Origin of the sequence: Orrella marina (assembly GCF_003058465.1) — a bacterium.
GTDB lineage: Bacteria > Pseudomonadota > Gammaproteobacteria > Burkholderiales > Burkholderiaceae_B > Algicoccus > Algicoccus marinus.
On record NZ_CP028901.1, the window covers coordinates 999644 to 1019590 of the forward strand.

18 protein-coding genes are annotated in these 19947 nt (G+C 56.5%); 13 read left to right on the forward strand and 5 right to left on the reverse strand.

Features of this window, described 5'->3' with window-relative positions; translation table 11 throughout:
• Positions 1-631: 631 nt before the first annotated feature.
• Positions 632-1633: a virulence protein RhuM/Fic/DOC family protein gene (gene rhuM, locus DBV39_RS04460; protein WP_108620520.1), complete on the reverse strand. Its 1002-nt coding sequence runs from the start codon at positions 1631-1633 to the stop codon at positions 632-634.
• A 315-nt stretch (positions 1634-1948) separates the two neighbouring features.
• Between rhuM and DBV39_RS04465 the strand changes: the two genes are divergently transcribed.
• Positions 1949-2188: a hypothetical protein gene (locus DBV39_RS04465; RefSeq protein ID WP_108620521.1), complete on the forward strand. Its 240-nt coding sequence runs from the start codon at positions 1949-1951 to the stop codon at positions 2186-2188.
• A gap of 201 nt (positions 2189-2389) precedes the next feature.
• On the opposite strand, the gene DBV39_RS04470 is transcribed toward DBV39_RS04465, so the two are convergent.
• Complete coding sequence (locus tag DBV39_RS04470; RefSeq protein WP_108620522.1) at positions 2390-3358, reverse strand: N(4)-(beta-N-acetylglucosaminyl)-L-asparaginase; 969 nt, start codon at positions 3356-3358, stop codon at positions 2390-2392.
• 682 nt (positions 3359-4040) lie between these two features.
• Complete coding sequence (locus DBV39_RS04475) at positions 4041-4499, reverse strand: CBS domain-containing protein (RefSeq protein ID WP_108620523.1); 459 nt, start codon at positions 4497-4499, stop codon at positions 4041-4043.
• Between the two features lie 86 nt (positions 4500-4585).
• Between DBV39_RS04475 and DBV39_RS20240 the strand changes: the two genes are divergently transcribed.
• Entirely contained in the window at positions 4586-4717 is a 132-nt protein-coding gene (locus DBV39_RS20240; protein WP_265416036.1) for a hypothetical protein, read from the forward strand.
• Positions 4718-5061: 344 nt separating this feature from the next.
• On the opposite strand, the gene DBV39_RS04480 is transcribed toward DBV39_RS20240, so the two are convergent.
• The gene (locus tag DBV39_RS04480) at positions 5062-6021 is read right to left on the reverse strand and encodes a YihY family inner membrane protein (protein WP_159078799.1); all 960 of its coding nucleotides are present in this window, start codon (positions 6019-6021) and stop codon (positions 5062-5064) included.
• A 389-nt stretch (positions 6022-6410) separates the two neighbouring features.
• On the opposite strand from DBV39_RS04480, the gene DBV39_RS20580 reads away from it, so the two are divergent.
• From DBV39_RS20580 to DBV39_RS04495, 3 genes are all read left to right on the forward strand, one after another.
• Positions 6411-7040: a DUF2069 domain-containing protein gene (locus DBV39_RS20580; RefSeq protein WP_407669235.1), complete on the forward strand. Its 630-nt coding sequence runs from the start codon at positions 6411-6413 to the stop codon at positions 7038-7040.
• Positions 7041-7645: 605 nt separating this feature from the next.
• Positions 7646-8707: a chorismate synthase gene (gene aroC / locus DBV39_RS04490; protein ID WP_108620525.1), complete on the forward strand. Its 1062-nt coding sequence runs from the start codon at positions 7646-7648 to the stop codon at positions 8705-8707.
• Positions 8695-9087 carry an acyl-CoA dehydrogenase family protein gene (locus DBV39_RS04495; RefSeq protein ID WP_227870806.1) on the forward strand — a complete coding sequence of 131 codons (393 nt, stop codon included), beginning with the start codon at positions 8695-8697 and terminating at the stop codon, positions 9085-9087. The genes aroC and DBV39_RS04495 overlap by 13 nt, the downstream gene beginning before the upstream one ends.
• 280 nt (positions 9088-9367) lie before the next feature.
• Here the strand turns inward: DBV39_RS04495 and DBV39_RS04500 are convergent, their stop codons facing one another.
• The gene (locus DBV39_RS04500; RefSeq protein WP_108620526.1) at positions 9368-10486 is read right to left on the reverse strand and encodes an Rpn family recombination-promoting nuclease/putative transposase; all 1119 of its coding nucleotides are present in this window, start codon (positions 10484-10486) and stop codon (positions 9368-9370) included.
• Between the two features lie 955 nt (positions 10487-11441).
• Here DBV39_RS04500 and leuC point away from each other — a divergent pair.
• From leuC to DBV39_RS19850, 8 genes are all read left to right on the forward strand, one after another.
• Complete coding sequence (leuC, locus tag DBV39_RS04505) at positions 11442-12845, forward strand: 3-isopropylmalate dehydratase large subunit (protein WP_108620527.1); 1404 nt, start codon at positions 11442-11444, stop codon at positions 12843-12845.
• Positions 12846-12918: 73 nt separating this feature from the next.
• Complete coding sequence (leuD, locus tag DBV39_RS04510) at positions 12919-13575, forward strand: 3-isopropylmalate dehydratase small subunit (RefSeq protein WP_108620528.1); 657 nt, start codon at positions 12919-12921, stop codon at positions 13573-13575.
• A complete protein-coding gene (gene leuB / locus DBV39_RS04515) occupies positions 13575-14648 on the forward strand; it encodes a 3-isopropylmalate dehydrogenase (RefSeq protein ID WP_108620529.1) in 1074 nt (357 codons plus the stop codon). Before leuD ends, leuB begins: the two co-directional genes overlap by 1 nt.
• Before the next feature lie 71 nt (positions 14649-14719).
• Positions 14720-15847, forward strand: coding sequence for an aspartate-semialdehyde dehydrogenase (asd, locus tag DBV39_RS04520; RefSeq protein WP_108620530.1), 1128 nt, complete (start codon positions 14720-14722; stop codon positions 15845-15847).
• Between the two features lie 370 nt (positions 15848-16217).
• Complete coding sequence (locus tag DBV39_RS04525; protein ID WP_108620531.1) at positions 16218-16601, forward strand: hypothetical protein; 384 nt, start codon at positions 16218-16220, stop codon at positions 16599-16601.
• 32 nt (positions 16602-16633) lie between these two features.
• Positions 16634-19042: a FimV/HubP family polar landmark protein gene (locus tag DBV39_RS04530; protein WP_108620532.1), complete on the forward strand. Its 2409-nt coding sequence runs from the start codon at positions 16634-16636 to the stop codon at positions 19040-19042.
• On the forward strand, positions 19042-19392 hold the full coding sequence (locus tag DBV39_RS19845) for a tRNA pseudouridine synthase TruA family protein (protein ID WP_227870807.1): 351 nt from the start codon (positions 19042-19044) through the stop codon (positions 19390-19392). Before DBV39_RS04530 ends, DBV39_RS19845 begins: the two co-directional genes overlap by 1 nt.
• A complete protein-coding gene (locus DBV39_RS19850; RefSeq protein ID WP_227870808.1) occupies positions 19389-19835 on the forward strand; it encodes a tRNA pseudouridine synthase A in 447 nt (148 codons plus the stop codon). Before DBV39_RS19845 ends, DBV39_RS19850 begins: the two co-directional genes overlap by 4 nt.
• Positions 19836-19947: the final 112 nt, after the last annotated feature.

Consider the following 19947-nt stretch of genomic DNA (forward strand, 5'->3'; position numbering starts at 1 on the left):
CCTGCCCTTGTATTGCGTCAGGATCGTGTCGGACTCAATCCCACCAGTGGAATATCTTGCTAAACCCGTCTTTTCATTCTTGCTTTGAAACATGTATGGGCAGGCAAGCACTCTTCATGGGACTTTGAGTCCCAGAACTGCAGGCCGTTTAGCTGTTGATCCTCTTGCAGAAGGTGGCTTGCTTATGTAGGTAGTAGAGGGATTTCCGGGAATGGTTCAATAAATTTGCGAAATGAACTGGCAGACGAAGGAAGGGGTGATGAAGGAGTGGTGAAACTGGAGGTTGCTGGAGGTTGCTGGATATGGCTTGATGCGGAAGATCGAGCGATGGGCTGCCGGGCATTCCGGAGATCGTGAGCACCTTCGAGGCAGCGGTTGGGTCAGAGGTTGGGTTGGCGGTTGTGTCAAGCGGTTAGGTCAGAGGCTGGGTCGATGATTAGGGAAGAGGCTGGGTCGATCTTGCGGGAGATTGCACTTGCAGACGTGATTGGGACCCTGATTCTGTGGCTAGATTCAGGGTCGGCCGGGTGTGATCAGACAGGGCTTATGCTTTGCCCGGGTACGCCGCGTGGTTCCGGGTCGCCCGGATGGAAATGGTCGTGAGAAGCAGTTTTTTCAGGAGGATTCTTTGCTACGGGTTCACTCTGATCTGGCCGGGTGCCAGCATGTTCTTGATCAGACGGATCATCACTTCTTTCGACTTCGGGTCGGACTGCGCCACCAGCAAAGCCAGAGCAGCCAGACCGACATCGTTGATGACCAGGGCACGGTCACGCAGCAGGCGACCGTTGCGTGCCAGAAAGTCTACGAACAGATAGGCACCTATCCGCTTGTTGCCATCTGAGAACGGATGGTTCTTGATGACAAAGTACAGCAGGTGCGCGGCTTTGGACTCGATTGTTGGATAGGCAGGTTCGCCAAAGATGGTTTGCTCCAGGTTGCCCAGGACGGCAGACAGGCCGTCTTCGCGTTCATTGCCGAACAAGTCCGTGGCTTCCTCCCGAGCCATTAGGTCGGCCTTAAGGCGAGCAATACCATCGCGGGCCTCGTTAGTAGACGGAAGCGTCCCGCCAGGGCAACCTGGCGGCTCAGTCAGAAGACCTTCATCATAGCGCTGCAGCCACAAAAAGGTGTGGTTATAGCGGACAATGACATCAACCAGACCACGCCCCTGGTCGGTGGTCAGGGTATCGCTGACTGTGGCATTCTTCACCAGGGCCATGGCAGCCTCCAGTTCGGCGGCGTTCTGTTCGAAGCGCTGTCGGTTGAGGGTGTAGCCCTGGGTCAGGTGCTCTTTGAGAACCCCGGTGGCCCATTGGCGAAAGCGAGTGGCGCGAGACGAATTGACGCGGTAACCTACAGAAATGATGGCGTCGAGGTTGTAGTGTTTGAGCTTTCGCTGTACATGGCGGCCACCTTCCTGACGAACTACCGAGAAATCCTCGGTAGTTGCATCCTCGTGCAACTCCTTGTCTTTATATATGTTCTTAAGATGCAGACTGACATTGTCGACGGAGGTCTCGAAGAGTTCCGCCATTTGTGCCTGTGAAAGCCAGATAGTCTCACCCTCCAGCCGGACTTCCACCTGACCGGCTTCTCCTTCAAAAATTACCAACTGCTGTGTGTCGTTCATTGATACTCCAGTTCGAGAAGAGTGAGATGATTACTTCCATACTAAAGCCCGGGACTTGTAACGGGATCTTGTCGCAATAGCAGCGCAATAGCCGGTTTCGACATAACCATTTTATCAAGAATTTTTTAGTTGTAGGATATTCAAGACTCTTACCAATCGAGCTCTACTGTATGGCTTCTCAAATAATCTATACGCTGCTTTGGTGACAACGTATCGGCTTATAACGTTGTCGCCGGAATAGCCTGGTGACCGAACTGCCTGATGACATCAAGGAGACCCACCCTCGCAGAATGCCTTGTTGCCTGACGCTACCAGTTGATCGAGTTCGGTGGCGAAGCTGATCAGGCGCGTTGGCTGATCGACATCTATCCAGCCCTTGATATTTTGCCGATGATGTTCCAGTACGGATTAACAGTCTCAGAATGGCCAGCGCACACAAGGCGAGGAATCAACTTACCGAACATCTGGCGCGGTTTCATCACACGTACTTCTGGCATCGCGCTGAATATGCTGGCACCGCTGGCAACGGTGCCAGCATTGGCCGTGCAGACCTGAAGACAGTAATTGTCCGTACTTTCCAGTACTTTCCAGTACTTGCCAGTACGTGCCTGTGCTTGCCTGTACTTGCCCATACGTGTGCGTGTGCTGACCGCGAAAGCAACCGAAGAACATGCCCGCAAGGCAGCAAATACGGCAAAAAACCGAGCCGATCGCGTGGGTTGATCAACCTCCTTGACTTGCTCCTGACCCAGGCACTCACGCCTTGAAGGAATCCACTGATCGGGGTTTTGGGGTGTCATCCGAGATCTGGATAACCGTTGCCGGCCGTGTTTCCGGTCTGGCCATCGCGGGCACCCAGAACCAGTAGTAATTCTCTGGAGTTCCGTTGACGGCCACCACGTGATGATTGCCGCGATTGTCGATCGCATGAATGGTGACTCTGCTGATGAGGCCACCCTTGAGTGCGCGCATGTCATTGACAGCCTCTTCGACTGCCTGTTGCACCGACATCCCCATCTTCATGTACAACACCACAGCCCGGGCGGTGCCTGCCCGTATTGTCATTTCACCTGCACCGGTGCAGGCACATGCCCCATAGCGGGTGTCAGCGTAGGATCCGGCCCCTATGACCGGACTGTCCCCCAGACGACCGGGATACTTCCAGCCCCAGCCTGACGTACTGGTCGCACTGGAGATATCATGGTGACTATCCATACACAGGAATACCGTGGTGTCTTTGCCGATTTCAGGATCGACCGCTTCCTGGCAGTAATCGATCAAAGGGGCATCCGCCCATGATTTCTGGTGCTCGGCTTTGACGCGCGCGTCAAACCACTTTTGCCAGCTCTCACGTGAATGGGGACGCAGAAGATCGCCCGTTTCGGCACCGATCTCCCGGGCAAACCTTGCGGCACCTTCGCCGACCAGAAACTCATGCGGCAAACGCGCCATCACCTGCCTGGCAATGCTGACCGGATGTGTAAAGCCCTTGAGTGCGCCGACCGCACCGGTGCGAAGGGTCGACCCACACATCACGGATGCATCCAGCTCCACCGCACCCAGGAGATTGGGCCAGCCTCCTGTACCCACAGTGCGAACGTCCGGATCGTCCTCCACAACCCGGATACCCGCTTCAATGGCATCCAGTCCCCGTGCACCCTCGGACAACATCCTGGCGGTGACGGGAATACCCTTTGTTCCTTCGTTGTTGCACACGATGATCACAACTTCTCCTTAATGATGATGTCCGGGCGCTTGCCATCCGGAATTCGACTGCTGCAGTCTGACTCAATTGCGTGGTTTTCCTGTCAAGTCACGCAGCGGTGATCTGCATAACCCGGCAGCGTCACGCCTGGCCTTACCGTTCACAGATCGATGGAACAATCCATCAAAAATCCATGGACAAATGCCTGGATAAATGCGTGGATAAATATTGAGTCCTGCAATGGCGTAGACAAATATTACGTCCCGCAATGGCCATGTTCATCAGCACCCAGGTAAGGCCCGGCGTCTCGTCTTGGATTCATGACAATACCTGAGGTGTTCGGGGGGGTGCGTGCGTGCCCGACATACGTGCATTGATATTGATCGTTAGCGCTTCCGACCCTTACGTAGTGGTCAAGAATTTCAGGACATGGTCACGCGTATCAGTTCACCAAAAAAGCGAAGCAGAGTAGGCCGAATAATCAAAGTAATGAAACAGCAGAAAAACAGGAGGGAAGGGGCAGAACCTCAGGAGTCAGCAGCGAGAATCCACGTAGGTGACTCATGATGTGGAGGTAACCCATGCACGATTCGGTGGTCCAGGCAAGATATGTCGAGACATGTTAGCCAGGCACCGGGCGTTGCAGGCGCCCGGTGCGCAAGAAACTTTCGAATCGGCTCCTGCGCCGACCTCAGGAGCTGGTCAGTTCTGGTTCTCGGTATGGTCCGACGGCCAGTCGCGGATGTAGGCCTTGAGCATGTTGTTCTCAAACTGCTGTGCAGCCACAATGGCCTGCGCCATGTCGTAGAACGAAATCACGCCCAGGAGTGTCGGGCCGTCCATGACCGGCACGTACCGGGAGTGCTTCTCCAGCATCAGACGCTGCACCTCATTAGCCAGCGTGTTGGGCGTCACGCTGACCGGCGCATCGTCCATCACCGATCTGACAGTCGTGTCGCCCACCTGACCATTCTTGTCCTGAAGCAGGCGTATGACCTCACGGAAGGTCAGCATGCCGACCAGTGTGCCGTGATCCATGATGACGAGCGAACCAATGTCGTTCTCACTCATCGTCCGGATCGCCTCCATGACAGGCATGTCAGGACGACCGGTAAAAAGCGTGTTGCCTTTCACGCGAAGGATTTCACTGACTTTCAACATGATGGTTACTCCGCTCAACAAATCCTGAAAGCATCCTGATCGAACCTGCAGGATTACACAGTTCCGTCTGACATGACCTGACACACATGAATGATGTCTATGGTCGCGTCGCTCACCTCATCTACATCCGGCAAACTGCTTTTCTGAGGGTGCTTGCTCTACGCATTGATGAAGGCGTTTCAGACGACATTCTCGGCTTGATTTATTCGCCTTGCTGATACTTTACTCTCAGGGCGCGCTGTATGCACTATTGAAGTGCGTGTTTTTCTGGTAACAGCGTTCAGGATCACCCTCAGTAGCACTATTGTGTCGTTCAGACCAACGAGACAACGTCAGGTCACAACAAGGTTCACTTCAATAACGACCTCCTGAGCACACCGGCGGCGGATAGACAGCAAATCAATCTGCGGCGCGGTGTGCGCTGGCCGTTCTAAGGTGGCTGACATACTCATTGCCTTTCATCGCATCTCGAGACACATCCGTACCCCACATTGACTGACCTGAGCCATTGTCACGGTGCCAGCCCCTGGCGATTCTGTCATGAGTCGGTATTGGGCGAGTTCTAGTGGTATTTCTTCTCGTGGTATTCCTTCTCGTGGTGTTCCTTCTCGTGGTGTTCCTTCATACCTTTGGCCGGATCATCGTGATGCCTGGCCTGTGTGTTGCGATGCAAGCCCAGACCATCCTCTGGCAGGTTGGCGGCCACGACCGCACCTACAAGCACCGCCATCCAGGAGAAATAGACCCAGAGCAGGAATGCTGGCAAAACAGAGAACGCCCCATAAATCAGCGTGTAAGTCGGAAAGAGTGCAAAGTAGATACCCAGCGCCCACTTGATCAGCTCAAACAGAGACGCGGTAACGAACGACCCGAACAAGGCATGATAGAAATGAACGCGCCGGTTGGGCACAGCCATGAACAACAGGCAGAAACCCACCCAGCTGGTCAGGTAAGGAAGCCAGAGCACGAGCGCACTGACATGCAGGGTTTCCGAGCCGGGCAGGGCAACCGCCTCTCTGGCCACCACTGCCGAAGCCCAGAGCGTGCCGCCCAGAATGAGAGGCCCCAGAGTCAGGACAGCCCAGTAAATCAGAAACCGCTGACCGATTGAACGGCGATTGCGTACATGCCATATGTCGTTCAAGGCTTCGTCGATCGACATGATGACCAGCACCGAGGTCACCACCAGGAACACCGCGCCAATCGCAGACAGCCTGCTTGCACCGGCAACGAACTCGTCCAGGTAACGCATCACCGTCTCGGAGAACGCTTCGGGCATCAACTGGCTGCGCAGAAACGTCTGAAGCGCTTCCTCAAAATCAGAAAAAAACGGAAACGCGGTCATCAAGGACAGCGTGACCGCCAGTAAGGGAACGATGGCCAGGATGGTTGTGAACGCGAGCGCCGAACTCATCTCGAGTAATCGATCTTCCCAGGCGGCCTTGCCTATGCGCATGCAGGCATGGCGGGCCCGTATTGCCCAGCGTTGAACGGTTGAGGACTGGGACGGCTCAAATGACATCCGGAATGAATCTCCTGACACAGACATCGAACGCGATACACAAGCGATACACAAGCGATACACAACGCTGATGACCATTGCTAGTTACCCTTGCATGATAGCAAGTGCCTCGTCGCCTGGGAGTCATCAGCGCCCGATCGGACATGTCACATTCAGACATATTCAGACACATTTCGACATGTTCCGAAACTGGAACATATCCGGTCAAGCACACCTACCACAGACCAGCCACCCATTGTCTTCATGCTGACAACCATCCAGACAATTGCCATCTCAAAGTTGGCGTCTGCTATCCGCATCAGGAGTCCGTGCAATCGGGGTCATTACAATAGGGTGATCTGAACGCAACCCGCAGCAGCACAGCACACCAGGACGCAGAGCAAATTTTAATGAACGAAGCGAAAAAGTCAGACCGAGCACCGGACCGAGTGCCAGGCCAAACTTCGGACGGGCCATCGACCAGCCGCCAGGCCGCCGGCCAGACCGGCATGCAGCCCCCCGAACAAGTCGATGCTCCTGCAAGCCTTGGTGCCGTATCAGGGCATTCGGAACGATCTGGCCAATCTGACCGCTCTGACCAAAGACCCCTTGCTGATGTCGAGGCATTCGAGAGTCTGCCGGCTTCGCTTAATCCGCTGTGGCAAAAGACGGCACTGGTGAGTCTGGTCGCCTTGTTTTTGTGGTGTATTGCGTGGGAAATCTGGCTCGCGCCCCTGAAACCCGGTGGCACCTTCATGTTTCTCAAGGCATTGCCTCTGGCGTTCGCGATACGTGGCGTGGCCAAAGGCAGTCTGTACACCTTGCAATGGTCCAGCATGCTGATCCTGCTGTACTTCATGGAAGGCGTGGTCAGAGTGGCGTCCGATCCCCCAGGTCCGAGCATTCTGATGGCCTGGATCGAGATCGTGCTGTCGAGCGTTTTCTTTGTGGCGGCACTGGCCTACCTCAGACCCGCCAAAAAAGCCTACAAGCAGAAACATAAGAGCAAGAAACACAAGGCAGAAACGCAAGGCGGCTGAGCAGGGCAGAGGAGAAAGCTAATCCAGCCGGTTTCAGGCAACCTCGGATTTTGCCGCGAGGGTCAAAAGTGTATCGAGTAACTATTTGTTGGACTGGAGCAAAGAGATGGTTCTTTTTTCACCCGCTTTCTCCCAGGGAGACCGTAAGCACCTGGAGCGAAAGGGCTATTTGGCCAGAGATCTGAACGACTACACTGCACTCTTTTGAAGTGGATGAGCGAATCACCACCGCTGGCCGCTCTCAGTCTGTCGGTCGTCTGGTTTAAACCCGTTGTATTGAAAAGCAGCAGGTGAGGTGCTTTGATTCATCTGCATTCGAAAGCGAAGACTAGCGCCTTTTCATACCGTGATCTCGAACACTTTACCGGTCTGCCCCCACTTTGCATCCGCGATCCATCCTGTCCCGGCAGCATTTACCGGTCCGGCCATGCGTGCCGGCATACCAGCAGGTATGATTCGTGTTGACGGTGGTGCAGGTCATTGCCACCGGGACGATCATCATTGAACACAACGTGAAAGATCAGCTTGCAGGGCTCTGGAAGGATTTTCCTTGATCGCCACGGCTGAACAGACTGATCTCACATCGCTATCGGGTACTGCGCATCATGGCTGCAAACACACTGGGTGAAATGTTTCGTGTCACCAATTTCGGGGAATCTCACGGACCGGCAATCGGTTGCGTAGTGGACGGTTGCCCACCTGGGCTGGCTCTCGACGCAAGTGACATTCAGGCAGAACTCGATCGACGCAAACCCGGAACCTCCCGACACGTCACACAAAGGCGTGAGCCCGATCAGGTCGAGATTCTTTCCGGGGTGTACGAGGGCAAGACCACCGGCACACCCATCGGGCTGCTGATCCGCAACACCGATGCGCGCAGCAAAGACTACTCGGCGATTGCTGAAACGTTTCGCCCCGGTCATGCGGACTATGCCTACTGGAAAAAATATGGCATCCGTGATCCCAGAGGCGGCGGGCGCTCCTCTGCACGGCTGACTGCTCCAACCGTTGCGGCCGGTGCCATCGCCAAGAAATGGCTGGCTGAACACCACGCGGTGGTCGTACGCGGCTACATGAGTCAGCTTGGTCCCATCGAAATACCGTTCGAAAGCTGGGACCAGATACCTGAGAACCCGTTCTTTGCAGCCAATGCGACGATCATTTCCGAGCTCGAAGCCTACATGGATGAGCTTCGGCGTGACGGCGATTCGATCGGGGCCCGCATCGAGGTCGTCGCCAGCAACGTTGCGCCGGGTCTTGGCGAGCCGTTGTATGACCGTCTGGATGCCGACATCGCGCATGCCATGATGGGTCTGAATGCCGTCAAGGGTGTCGAGATTGGCATTGGTTTCGGATGCGTGACTCAACGTGGTTCTGAACACGGAGACGAGATCACACCGGAAGGATTCCGCACCAACAACGCCGGTGGCGTTCTGGGTGGCATTTCGACAGGCCAGGACGTCACGGTGAGTCTGGCCATCAAACCAACCTCGAGTATCCGGGTTGAACGCGACTCCATCAACAAGCTTGGCGAGCCCGTCAAAGTGCAAACCCTGGGTCGACACGATCCCTGTGTGGGCATCCGTGCCACACCGATTGCTGAAGCCTTGCTGGCTATTGTGCTCATGGATCACGCTTTACGCCATCGCGGGCAGTGTGGTTATTGAGGACAGCCAAGAGGGTGAGAGCAGGCAGGGCATTGCAGCGTGGGCGATACACTTGCGTCCGGGGCTATCAGCATATGCTGGCCAATATGGCAACTGACCTCTACGCGTGTCGGCAAATGATTCTTGCGACAGCCCGACTGGCAGATGCAGGACAGGACATACGGACCGAAGCCTCCATGTGCAAACTGTTTGTCTCGCAAGCCTGCTTCCGGGTCGCGGACCAGGCCATGCAGATTCACGGCAACGTGGGTGTCACCAAAAACCATCCCGTCGAATTCATTTTCAGGAGACTACGACTCTACCGAATCGTCACTGGCACGAGCGAAATCCAGCGCAACACCATTGCCAAGGGGATATTGAGGCCGAGAGAAGCAGCGTGACTGTTTTCCACGCCTGATGGCGGCACCTTCAAAAGTCACTGATGCTCGTGCTTGGGCAGCTGCTCATGTCTGTCGGGAGGTAAAGGCAGATGTACTCTGGGGCCTACGCATGTCTCTGATTAAACTGTTTAAGCCCTGATCCGAACCGGAACATCAGGATCTTCCGGCCCGGCATGGTTCACGAAACCAATCAGCTGATCGTCGGCTTGGCCATTCTATTCCCTGGCCTGGAGCCTGGGTGTCTCACCCGACCTAGCCGATGGATTTTTGTGTGGATTGTTCAGTCCCGAAACACGTCCTCAATACGCGACGCATTCAGGACATTCAAGGCCCATTGCTCGATTGTCTCGCGATTGGCTTGTTCAATCCGGTTCTGGACGGCCTCATCAACCGGACCGAATTTTTGAACCAGCATGGCCCGAAGCATACGTCGCTGGCCTTGCTCCAGACCTTGCTCCAGGCCTTTTTCCAGACCTTGTTCCAGACCCTTCTGCAGTCCTTGCTCGATCCCTTTCTCCATGCCCTCACGCATCCACTTGTGATGCCATCCGTGCGATCTCTCTGCCAACATGTCAATCATCTCCTTGAAACCCGCTTTTGCAAGACTTTCCTGATCTTCATTCGCTGTGGCCACCTGGCGCAGCAATACCGTGCGGACCCAGCAACCAAATGCCTTGCGCACTTCCTCGTATCGAGGTTGCGCAGTCACCCGGTCCACCTGGCGCAACAACTCGAGTGCATCCTCGACCCCGTTGTTGTGTTCCAGACGAAACAGCAACCACGCCAGATTGTTCGAAAGATCCGGAGAGTCGACAGCCAGTGCGACCTCACTACACTGGGCTTGTCCGTCGCGCTGGTCTGGCCTGACTTCAGACGCGCCACCCGGCGCTTTGTCGCGCGCCCAGCGCTCGACCAGTCGCTTCTGATCCACCAAGCAATACTTTAATTTAGGCTGAAACGGCTCGAGCTGATTACCCACAGGAACAACCAGGTCTCTGACCTCCGTGTCCACTTTCCATGGCTCCTCGCCGCTATAGAGCACGAGCGGTATCAGCGCTGGCAGCCACTGAGCGCCGGCCTTGCCCAGCGTCCCTTCGTAGATCAAGCCACGGTAGGTCAGCATTCGCAACGCCATCTGCGGATCACCGCTGGACTGGTGCTCGATATGGACGTAGACATGGGGATGCGCCCGGGCATGCGGCCCATCCATGGCGCGCGCCTGCCACACCAGATCGGCACGACGCTGGGTGCCAGTGTTAGAGACCATGTCCGACGGGACCTGGATCAGGGAGTCAAGATCCATCGTCGCTGAGAGAAACGCCAGCTCAGGCAGCGCCAGCAAGTCCCGAACCATCACTTCGTTTGCCAATAACAGGCGATAACTGGAATCAATATGCATACAGCCGTTTCAATCCACTCACGTTGAGTCGATCCTCCCGTGTTCCGGTACTGCCGCATCCCATGTCTCGGCATTGCATGCCATGCCTGGATGCCCTTGGCGCCGGAGCACGGTCGGAGGTGAACCAACAGAATAGGGGGCTGGAAGAAATGGCAATACCCGTACGGTACACGTTTGTCCGTGCGTAAAATTGCCGCATGGCACAGATGACGGTTCAGAGCTCACGCAAAGTTGACGACTCACAGTCAGCGCTTGACTGTCTTGATGCGGCCTGTTTGCCAGGAACGACACGGGTCTGGGCAAATCCAGTCCGTCGGACGCTTTAACAATCTGTGATCGCGATCAGCGAGTGAGGTCAGTGGAGCCGGACCAACACATCGCTGGCATCGCCGTTCAATCCATCTGGAGCAAGCGCTCTCACATCCCAGTCTGATGGGTCCGAGGTGATGGCTTGACGCGTGTGATTTGCCTCAAAATAATGGCGGTCGGTAATCGGTGATCGGCAATCGTATGACTGGGACTGTCACGACGATGTACGACTCACTGTGTGGGATAGCTTGCCTTGCATTGCATTGTCGATATGCTCGGACGATGTGCAATATCAAGTGAAGGGTCGTCCTTTTTGGGCCAGCTACGTTCAGGCAAAATACCTTCGTGATGTCGTCAGGCGATGATCAATTTTCCGGCTCGCCGGCTTGCAAAGTCCTCTTGCCGGGTATGATCATTGGTTGACCCAGTCGAATCAGAATTCGGTGACATGGATTGCTGACAGAAGTCAGTCACGAATGTTGGTCAAGTCGATCAGCGGCATTTGCCCAGCGCGAACTCGATTCATGCCAGATGAAAGACTGATGCGGGACCGATCGACGACATACTCGAACGCCCGCACGACTGATATAGTCCGTACAGATTCAGAAACACAGATTCCGAAGCACTTATTGATGGTTATTTCAAAATGAAACGAACACTCTACGACAAGCTCTGGGATGCACACGTCGTGCATCAGGAGAAAGATGGCACGGTCATTCTCTACATCGATCGTCATCTCCTGCACGAAGTCACCAGCCCCCAGGCATTTGAAGGTCTTGAGCTCGCCGGTCGCAAGCCGTGGCGCGTGAGTGCCAACCTGGCCGTGGCGGACCACAACGTGCCGACCATCAACCGCGCCGGTGGCATTGACGATCCGATCTCCAAACTGCAGGTCGACACGCTGGACGACAACTGCGAAAAGTATGGCGTGACCGAATTCAAGATGAATGATCTGCGCCAGGGCATCGTGCACGTGATCGGACCGGAGCAGGGCGCAACACTGCCAGGCATGACCGTGGTCTGTGGTGATTCGCACACCAGCACCCACGGCGCGATTGGTGCGCTCGCGCACGGTATCGGAACGTCAGAAGTCGAACACGTGCTGGCCACCCAGACCCTGCAGGCCAAAAAGAGCAAGAACATGCTGGTCAAGGTCGAAGGCAAGCTGCCCAAGGGTTGCACCGCCAAGGACGTGGTCCTGCATGTGATCGGTGTCATTGGCACCGCCGGCGGCACGGGCTATGCGATCGAGTTCGGTGGCAGCACCATTCGCGATCTGTCGATCGAAGGCCGTATGACGGTATGCAACATGGCCATTGAAGCCGGTGCACGCTCAGGCATGGTAGCCGTTGACGACAAGACAATTGACTACTTCCGTGGGCGTCCATTCTCCCCGACAGGGGCAGCGTGGGATGCTGCGGTTGCCTACTGGCGCACACTGCACACGGATGAGGGTGCGAAGTTTGATCGGGTGGTCGAAATAGACGCCACCCAGATCCAGCCGCAAGTCACCTGGGGCACGTCGCCCGAAATGGTGTTGCCGGTTGATGCCCGTGTGCCAGACCCCGACAAGGAGAAAGATGCTGTGCGCCGTGGTGGCATGGAGCGTGCGCTTCAGTACATGGGCCTTGAACCCAATACGCCGCTCACCTCGATCAAGGTAGACCGGGTGTTCATTGGATCCTGTACCAACTCGCGCATCGAAGACTTGCGCGCTGCCGCCGAAGTCGCGCGTGGCAGGAAAGTCGCCTCCAACGTCAAGCAGGCGATGGTGGTCCCGGGTTCCGGCCTGGTCAAAATGCAGGCCGAGCGCGAAGGTCTGGACAAGATCTTTATCGAAGCTGGATTTGAATGGCGTGAGCCTGGTTGCTCCATGTGTCTGGCCATGAACGCCGATCGCCTGGAGCCCGGCGAGCGTTGCGCATCGACCTCGAACCGCAACTTCGAAGGCCGGCAAGGGCAGGGCGGGCGCACTCATCTCGTGAGCCCGGCCATGGCAGCCGCCGCAGCCGTTGAAGGGCATTTTGTGGATGTGCGTTCGTTTCGCTAAGTTTCCATCCAGATAATCGGATCTCATTGAGAGCCGATCATCTGCAGGAACACGTCAAAGATTAGGATTTAGCATGCAAGCATTTACCGTACACAAGGGTCTGGTCGCGCCGCTTGATCGCGAGAATGTCGACACCGATCTCATCATTCCCAAGCAGTTTCTCAAATCCATCAAGCGCACGGGTTTTGGTCCCAACCTGTTTGACGAACTACGCTATCTGGACCATGGCGAACCCGGCATGGACAACAGCAAGCGTCCGCTGAACCCGGACTTCGTGCTGAACCAGTCTCGTTACAAAGGTGCGTCAATCCTGCTCGGACGCAAAAACTTCGGGTGCGGATCGAGTCGTGAGCACGCGCCCTGGGCGCTGCTGCAGTACGGTTTCAGGGCCGTTATTGCACCGTCTTTTGCCGACATCTTTTTCAACAACTGCTTCAAGAACGGCTTGCTGCCCATCCGCCTGTCCGAGCTCGAGGTCGCCCGCCTGTTTGACGACGTCAACGGATTTAACGGCTACGAGCTCACGATCGACCTGCCCGAGCAAGTGGTTCGCACTGGCGATGGGCGAGCTTACAGTTTCGAAATCGACGAGTTCCGCAAGCATTCACTGGTCAATGGTCTGGATGACATTGGTCTGACCTTGACGCATGCAGACAAGATCCGCGCCTTTGAAGCCGAACGTCTGGCCCGCCATCCATGGCTTGACGTTCAACCCGTAGGAGCCCGCTAATGAGCCACTTGATTGCAGTCCTGCCGGGCGACGGCATTGGCCCCGAAATCATGGAACAGGCAACCCGGGTGCTGACCGCGCTGGGTTTGCCGCTGGAACTGGAAACCGCACCAGTCGGTGGTGCGGCGTATGACCTGCACGGTCACCCGCTGCCACCCGAAACGCTGGCGCTGGCCAAACGCGCCAAAGCGGTGCTGTTTGGTGCCGTCGGTGACTGGAAGTACGACAAGCTGCCACGTGAGCACCGGCCCGAGCAGGCTATTCTGGGTCTCAGAAAAGCATTGGGTCTGTTTGCCAACCTGCGCCCGGCGATCCTGTATCCCGAACTGGCCAACGCCTCGTCACTCAAGCCTGAAGTGGTTTCGGGGCTGGACATTCTGATCCTGCGCGAACTCACAGGCGACATCTACTTCGGTCAGCCGCGCGGCATGCGCACAGCCGAAGACGGCCCTTTCAAGGGGGAGCGTGAGGGGTTCGATACCATGCGCTACGCCGAGACAGAGATTCGCCGGATCGCCCATATCGGGTTTCAGGCGGCCATGAAGCGTGGCAAGAAGCTGTGCAGTGTGGACAAGGCCAACGTGCTGGAAACTTCGCAGTTCTGGCGTGACCTGGTGATCGAAGTGGCCAAGGACTATCCGGAAGTCGAACTTTCGCACATGTACGTCGATAACGCTGCCATGCAACTGGTTCGTGCACCACGGGAATTCGACGTGATCGTGACCGGCAACCTCTTTGGTGACATTCTGTCTGACGAAGCAGCCATGCTCACTGGTTCGATCGGTATGCTGCCATCGGCCTCTTTGAACGAATCGGGACAGGGTCTGTATGAGCCCAGTCACGGCTCGGCACCGGATATCGCCGGCCAGGGATTGGCCAATCCGCTTGCCACCATTCTCTCGGCAGCGATGCTGCTGCGCTACTCATTAAACGAGGAAGCAGCGGCTGCGCGCATCGAGGCAGCGGTACGCAAAGTGCTGGCTGACGGTCTACGCACCGCTGACATCTATGAACCCGGTACCCACAAGGTCTCGACGGGTCAAATGGGTGATGCGGTACTGGCCGCGTTATGATAGGGCGTTTGACTTAACCGCAGTCCGTGATTCATTTCCGGACTGCACGACAACAAAAGCGAGAGTCCTGAATGAATCAATCAGTCGGTTTCGTGGGTTGGCGTGGCATGGTCGGTTCCGTCCTCATGCAGCGTATGCGTGATGAGAACGATTTTGCGGCGCTCAACCCGGTATTCTTTTCTACAAGCAACGCGGGTGGCAAGGCTCCCGAGTGGGCGGGTGGCGGTGAGCTGAAAGACGCTTACGACATTGACACCCTCAAATCGCTACCCGTCATTGTGACTGCCCAAGGCGGTGATTACACCACTGCTGTTTATGGAAAACTGCGCGAAGCGGGCTGGAAAGGATACTGGATCGACGCCGCGAGCACGCTGCGGATGGATCCCGAAACCATCATTGTTCTGGATCCCGTGAACCGTAACGTCATCGATTCAGCCCTCTCCAAGGGTGTGGTTTCGTTTGCCGGTGGAAACTGCACCGTGTCCTGCATGCTCATGGGCATGGCCGGCCTCTTTAAAGCCGGGCTTGTCGAGTGGATGACGAGCATGACCTATCAGGCTGCCTCTGGCGGTGGTGCACAGCACATGCGTGAGTTGTTGACCCAGTTTGGCCTGATCAACGGCCAGGTCAAAGGTCTGCTGGACGATCCTGCCTCAGCGATTCTGGAAATCGACCGCGGTGTGCTGGATCTTCAGCGCAGCGGCCAGTTGCCACAGGAACACTTTGGGGTGCCACTTGCGGGCAACCTGATCCCATGGATCGACAAGGACATGGAGAACGGTGTCTCCCGTGAAGAATGGAAGGGTGGCGTTGAAACCAACAAGATCCTCGGTCGTGGTGATGGGTTTGATGTCCCGGCTATCCCGATCGACGGCCTGTGCGTGAGAATCGGTGCCATGCGTTGCCACAGCCAGGCACTGACCATCAAGCTCACCAAAGACGTTCCGCTGGACGAGATCAACGACATGATCGCGCAGGGTACGGACTGGGCCAAGGTCGTTCCCAACACCAAAGAAGCGTCCATGAAGGACCTCACGCCAGTGGCCGTAACAGGCACGCTGGACATACCGGTTGGTCGCATGCGCAAGCTGTTGATGGGTCCTCAGTACCTGAGCGCCTTCACTGTGGGTGATCAACTCCTCTGGGGTGCTGCCGAACCCTTGCGTCGCATGCTCAATATCGTACTAAAGCGCGCCTGAGCATCTCGCTCGCAAGGCGGCGCAGTTCGGGCTGCGGTCTGTGGGCTGCGGGCTGCGGGCTGATAACTGAATCGGTCGTACTGGAACATCCCAGTGCGACCGATTTTAATTTTCAGGGGTCATTGAGCACAGCCCTGCTGGTCGCGCCGCAATGATCCGGCCTGGCCGCCTGGTGGTCTGAGCATACGCTCGACTCAGACCGACGTCTTTTAGTCTGAGACTGATTCCGGGGGCAGGGTATTGCGAGCCGCCAAGTGTTGCTTGTCTTGTTTCAAAGGCATTTCAGTGGCAGAGTATGAGTAACGAATCTCACGATTTGTTACAGTGTACGCCGCTAGTTAGCATCCTCGCCTGATTCAAGATCCCCTTAATGAGACGACCCGACAAGATCGAGCAGGACACTTTCCTGCCGTACCGGCATGGCGCGCGGTACGAGTCCAGCCTTGGCCAGACTCCAGATGCGCCCATCCTGCAGCGTGATTCATATCGGTCATCAGCTTCACAGATTTCTTTAAGTTCGAACGCCAGCCACATGATCAACAAAGAAAAAGGTTCTAAAAATACTGGATTCTCCAGTGCCGTCAAATACTCGTTTATGACCCGGCACAGGGATATCCAGCCATCAGGTGGGCGGAGCCTGGCGATACTGCGTGTGCTTGCCGTCGGCTTGGCGGTATCCGTCGCGGGCCCTGTTTGCGCGATGGAAATTGGCCGTGCTCACCTGGATTCTGCCCCGGTCAGCCCCTGCGACTGAGCATTCCGCTGCGTGACCTGACGCGTGAAGAAGTGCAAAGTCTGAACGTTCGTGTGGCAAATGAACAACAGTGGGTGCAGGCGGGACTGACTCCACCTGTTGCGCTTTCCGGACTATCGGCGAGGGTGATCGACGGACCTGAACCAAACAGCCGTGTCATTGAGGTGCGGGCTAACGCATCGCCTGCATCCAACGTTGTTGATCTGCTGATTCATGTCAGCAGTGCGACTACTCAGCGGCTGGTGCAGTCCAGCGTCATCTCGCATGCAGCACCTCCAGTGCGCCTTGCAGGCCAGACCTATGACGTGATGCGTGGCGACACACTGATCGACATCGCAAAACAGTTCCCTGTTCAGGGTGCGACGCTCTATCAGACTCTCTGGGCGCTTTACCAGGCGAACCAGCGCTCATTCATCGAAGAGAACATGAATCTTCTGCGCGCTGGCGAGTCACTTAATATCCCATCAGCGGCTCAGGTGCTTGCGGTTGATGCGCGCTACGCGCGTCAACAGTATCTTGCCCACGTCCGGGCGTACAACGCATCGCGTGGCCGTCCTGGTACAAATGTCATTCCGGCAGCACCCGGCACAGCAGCACAAGCTGCCGAAGCCCCTGACGCGAAATCGAGTGGGCAAGTAGAGTCTGCTGCGAAGCAGTTACCCGCCCCGCCTGTGGTCGATCGTGTCCGATTGTCATCGGTCGACCCTGCCAGTCAAGGTGTGAATGGCGCAACGACAGCCAACTCGACCTCTGGCGGTGGCAACGGGATCTCAGGAGCAGAGACTGGATCAGGATCTGGCTCAGCTGCGGCTAACGTCGCTGCGGATCAGAAGCGTAGCCAGGAGCTTGCCAGACAGGACGAACGATCGAGAACCGAGGACCTTGAACGCAATATCGAGGCACTAAAAGGCGCGCTCGCAGCTGCCGGAACAGTCACAGATACAGCCAGCGCCCAGCCGGTTTCAAGCAATGGAAGTAATGGAAATAATGGAAGTAATGGAACTAATGGTTCTCAGGGCAGCCAGGACAATCAGGCCAGCCAGAGCAAACAGAACAATCAAGCGAATGGTGCCGAGAACACAGGTAATGGGCAGAGCATCAATGGACAGGCAGCAGACGCCTCTGGCTCCTCCGATCAACAAGCGACATCCTCTGCCTCTTCACCAGGTACTTTGGACAACACCGCGGGAAGTACCACTGCGAGCGGCTCCGATAGCAGGCCTCAAAGCACCGCTGGAAGTGGTGCTGGAAGTGAGGCCAACGCCCGGGCAAACGGTGGGACAAGCGGTGGGACAAGCGGCGGGACAAGCGGTGGAGAAAACGGCCTGAAAAACGGCGGGGGAGACGGGGCAGCAGGAGGTGCTGGAGGAGTGGTATCGTCTTCAGAACCATCGTCAAGTGCCGCTGATGGATCGGTCAGCCGATCTGGCGCCTCAAATAGTGTGAACGGTAGTGCCAATGGATCATCAGGTAGGCAGACCGAGGATGGCGCTTCACAGGCGCGCTCGGCAACAGATGCAGTGACTGGTTCGGCAGTCTCGGACGCTGGCGTGCAGGACAGCGACGAGCAGGGCGCAGTCGCTTCTGGTGATACCACCAGGAATGGAGTCAAATCCTCCGGTGCCAGTCTTTCAGGTGCTTCGAACGTTGAGAAAGCTTCAAACGCTTCAAACGCTTCAAACGCTTCGAACGCTTCGAACGCTGGGCAAGGTGCGACTGCTGACGCAACCCCAAGTCCGGATTCAAGCTCAGGAGCAGCGGCATCTGTTAGCGGCGGGTCCGGATCCAGTGCTGGCTCTCAGAAGCCATCGGGCGTCAACGGCGAAATGGCGGGTGAGGCGGAGCCTGGCAGCAGCACGTCTTCGGATAGCTCCGCGGACAGTTCTTCGGACGGTTCTTCGAATGGTTCTTCAGCAGGCACGACGTCAACGGCCAGGCCTGACTCAGGTTCAGTGTCAGGATCAAGCCCTGTCGCAGACGATCAGACGTCTGTCGTGAACTCGGACAGTCCAGTGGAGCAGGTCCGTCAATGGATCTCGGACAACACACTTGCTGCAGGTGCGTTAATCTTGGCGCTTTTTGCTTTGATATTTGCCTGGATCATGCGCTCATCAGCCATTCGTGAAAACACCACTCGTGACAACCCATCAACCCCGGAATTGCCGCCCATTGGAGAAAGTCCTCAGGCCAAAGCATTCGAAAGCAAGCTCAAGGGAATCAGCCTCGATCTGAATGACCCTCCGTCAGATGCCCCTTCGGCCTCATCCGTGGCCACTGCTGCGTCTGTTCGCGACGATAGCTCTTCTGACTCATCGGTCAGCAGTGGCGCTCAGGACAAGGCTCAGGACAAGGCTCAAGACAAGGGTAAAACCGGCTCGACTGCGAGCAAATCCGCTCGCACGGGGGGCAATCGCTCAAAAGGCAAAGGCCGTTCCCGGTGATGACAGATCCGACTAGGCGTGTCGCACTCGGCATTGCGTACGATGGCACCGCCTGGCGTGGCTGGCAGACCCAGACCGGTGGGCAGACCGTACAGGATGCCCTCGAGGTGGCGCTTCAGGCCTTTGCCGGCCAGAAGCTTCCCACGATCTGTGCAGGTCGCACTGATACCGGCGTACACGCACTCGGACAAGTGGTTCATGTTGATGCACCCTTCGAACGGGACCCGATTGCCTGGGTCAGGGGGTCAACAGCCATCTGCCGGAATCAGTCAGCGTTCAATGGGCGAGCCCCGTCTCTGAGGCATTTCATGCCCGGTTTTCAGCGACAAGCCGCAGTTACACCTACGTGATACTGAACACACCCGTTCGCCACCCGCTATGGGCTGGAAAGGCTGGCTGGTGTTTCAGACCGCTGGATGCCGACAGAATGCATGAGTCCGCCCAGTTGCTGCTTGGGGAACACGACTTCTCCAGTTTCCGTTCCTCACAGTGCCAGGCAGCCAGTCCCATTCGAACCATGACACAGGCGACGGTGGAGCGTGAAGGGACATTTGTGATTCTCCGGTTTTCAGCCAATGCATTTCTGCATCACATGATCAGAAACCTGGTTGGTGAACTGGTCTATCTTGGCCAGGGAAAGACCACGCTGGAACATTTCAAAGCCGTGATCAAGGCTAAGGACAGAACCGTTGCCGCGCCGACCTATGCCGCAGGCGGGCTTTATCTGACGGGGGTAGACTATCCCCCGAACTGCTTGAAGTACCGGAACAACCGGACATCCTGCCGCTTTTGAGTGTCGGCAGCCAGCCCTCAGTCCTACAGGCCCAGCAGAGCACTGACTTGACTCATAAGCCTATCTAATCCGGTCCTGACCCGTTCCATTTGACCGTCTAGAGCCTGTTCGA